Here is a 2,315-nt window from a genome sequence, read left to right on the forward strand (position 1 = left end):
CAGCGTCAGCCCCAACGGCATGGGCGTCGAGGCGAAGACGCTCGCCCGCATCGAGCAGCACGCCCCGCGCCTCAAGCGCGTGAAGGTGTACGGCGGCGACTACGAGAAGGTGGTCCGCAAGTACGACGGGAAGGACACCGTCCTCTTCTTGGACCCGCCCTACCCTGGCTACAACGTCGACGTCGGCGAGGGTGACTTCGACGAGGAGCGCTTCTACGGCGTCCTCAAGTCACTCAAGGGTCGCTGGCTCATGACGTATGGCATCCGGGGGAAGTTGCCCGGGATGCTGAAGGACTCCGGCTTCGTGGTGAAGCGCATTCGGACGCCTCGCACCATCGCCGCCATGCGCGGCGTGGGCGGCTCCTCCGTGCTGACGCAGCTCCTCGTCAGCAACTACCAGCCCGCCGCGAAGGCGCTGGAAGGTGACGGCCACTTCGCCGTGGACGACTGGAAGCCGGAGGAGCCGCCCGGCACCGCTCCCTTCGCCACCACGACGTCCCTCCTCAAGGGCGTCGAGCCCGACGACGAGCGGTACGTCCTGGGTGTCGTCCTGGAGCCGGAGACGGTGGACGCGCAGGGCGACATCTACTCCGCCGCGGAGATTCGCCAGGCCGCGCACCGCTTCATGGAGGAGTTCGGCGGCCTGGGCCTCATGCACCAGATGCGCGTCAACGGGCACGTCAAGGTGCTGGAGAGCTACCTCGCTCCCGTCGACTTCAACCTGGGCGAGGTGCCGGTACGCAAGGGCACCTGGCTGCTCGCGGTGCGCGTCCTCTCCGACGAGCTCTGGGGGCGTGTGAAGGACGGGCAGTTGACGGGCTTCTCCATTGGCGGCACCGCGCGCCGCCTTCCCGAGGCCGCGCCGGCCACCGAGACGCCCCCTTCCGACACACCTGCCGCTGACTCTCAGCCGGAGGCTGCATGACGAGCACCACCCAAGGCCCCGCGTCCGTCCACCGCCTCGTCGACATGGTGGTGGAGGAGGTGTCCCTCGTGGACAGGGCCGCCAACAAACACCGCTTCCTCTTGGTGAAGCGAGACGGAGACACCATGGACAACGCTTCCCAGGACACCACTCAAGCCGAGGGCGCCAGTAGCACCGCCTCGGACACCGCCAAGGCCGAGGACGCAGTCCTCTCCTCCGCCCAGCAGGCCCTCGAAGCAGTGACGTCCCTCGTCGAGGCGCTCGCCTCGGCGGACGGCGCCGACGGCGTGCGCGTGGTGGAGGTGGCCCAGCACCTGCGCGCGCTCGCCGACGCCCTGGAAGAGGACGAAAACGACTCCGAGGACGAGGAGGATGTCGAGGCGCGCGCCAAGGCCGCCAACCCCGCGCCGCCTCCTCAGTCGGCTCCGCCCGCGCCCACGCCGGGCCCCGACGCCTCTGGTGTCATCGAGGGCCTGACGAAGCTCACCGACGCCGTCCGCGCGCTGGAGGGCAGCGTGAAGGAGCAGCAACAACGCCTGGGCCGCGTGGAGAAGCAGTTCGGCCTGCCCAACAGCAGCGCCCCCGCGGAGCGCCGGCCCAAGCCCCCCGTCGAGGACGTCGGTTGGCCCCTCGACCTCAACAAGCCCCTCAACCGGGAGAGCGTCGACAAGGCCCTCTCCTTCCATGACGTCTGACGTCCCACCCGTCCCAGGAAGCCTCAACGCCGAAGGAAGCCCTCATGAGTCGAATCGATAACCGTGCCCTCTTGGAGAAGGCCGACCTGGCCCTCGCCGACCTCACGGCGGGCGGCGGCATTCTCCAGCCCGCTCAGGCGCAGAAGTTCATGCGCCTGTTGATTAAGCAGTCGGTGCTCCTCCAGCAGTGCACCGTCGTTCCCATGGCTGCTCCCAAGCAGCAGTTCTCCAAGCTGAAGTTCGGCAGCCGGATTCTGCGCCCCGGCCAGGAGGCCACCGCCGTCCCCGCTGCGCAGCGTGTGAAGCCCGACCTCTCCCAGGTGGAGCTCGACGCCAAGCTCTTCAAGGGCGAAGTCAGGCTCAGCGACGAAGTGCTCGAAGACAGCATCGAGCGCGGCGAGCTGCGCCAGACGCTCATGGAGATGCTCGCGGACGCCATCTCCAGGGACATGGAGGAGATTCTCGTCAACGGGGACACGGCCTCCGCCGACCCCTTCCTGGCCACGATGGACGGCGTGCTGAAGCAGGCCACCAGCAACGTCGTCGACGCGGCCGGCGCGCCCATCAGCAAGGACGTCCTCGGCGACCTGCTCAAGTCGCTGCCCTCGGAGCACCTCCGTGACAAAAGCAGCATGGGGTTCCTCTTACCAGCGTCGACGCGGACCTGGACTACCGGAACTCGCTCGCGGAGCGGG

The 2,315-nt window shown here is 68.4% G+C and carries 3 protein-coding genes; all 3 read left to right on the forward strand.

Going from position 1 to position 2,315, the window contains the following annotated elements; translation table 11 throughout:
- Positions 1-925 (forward strand): XkdF-like putative serine protease domain-containing protein (locus tag HUW62_RS46815; RefSeq protein ID WP_176438144.1); only part of this gene is annotated, 925 nt, incomplete at its 5' end.
- Complete coding sequence (locus HUW62_RS46820; protein WP_176438145.1) at positions 922-1,620, forward strand: hypothetical protein; 699 nt, start codon at positions 922-924, stop codon at positions 1,618-1,620. The genes HUW62_RS46815 and HUW62_RS46820, both read left to right, overlap by 4 nt.
- Before the next feature lie 44 nt (positions 1,621-1,664).
- A partial coding sequence (locus HUW62_RS46825) for a phage major capsid protein (protein WP_176438146.1) occupies positions 1,665-2,315 on the forward strand: 651 nt, incomplete at its 3' end.

Origin of the sequence: Myxococcus sp. AM011 (assembly GCF_013372595.1) — a bacterium.
In the GTDB taxonomy this organism is placed as follows: domain Bacteria; phylum Myxococcota; class Myxococcia; order Myxococcales; family Myxococcaceae; genus Myxococcus; species Myxococcus eversor.

Bases quoted from the DNA above. Each gene is read 5' to 3' on its own strand.
- HUW62_RS46820 (WP_176438145.1), top strand. From the start codon at position 922: ATGACGAGCACCACCCAAGGCCCCGCGTCCGTCCACCGCCTCGTCGAC.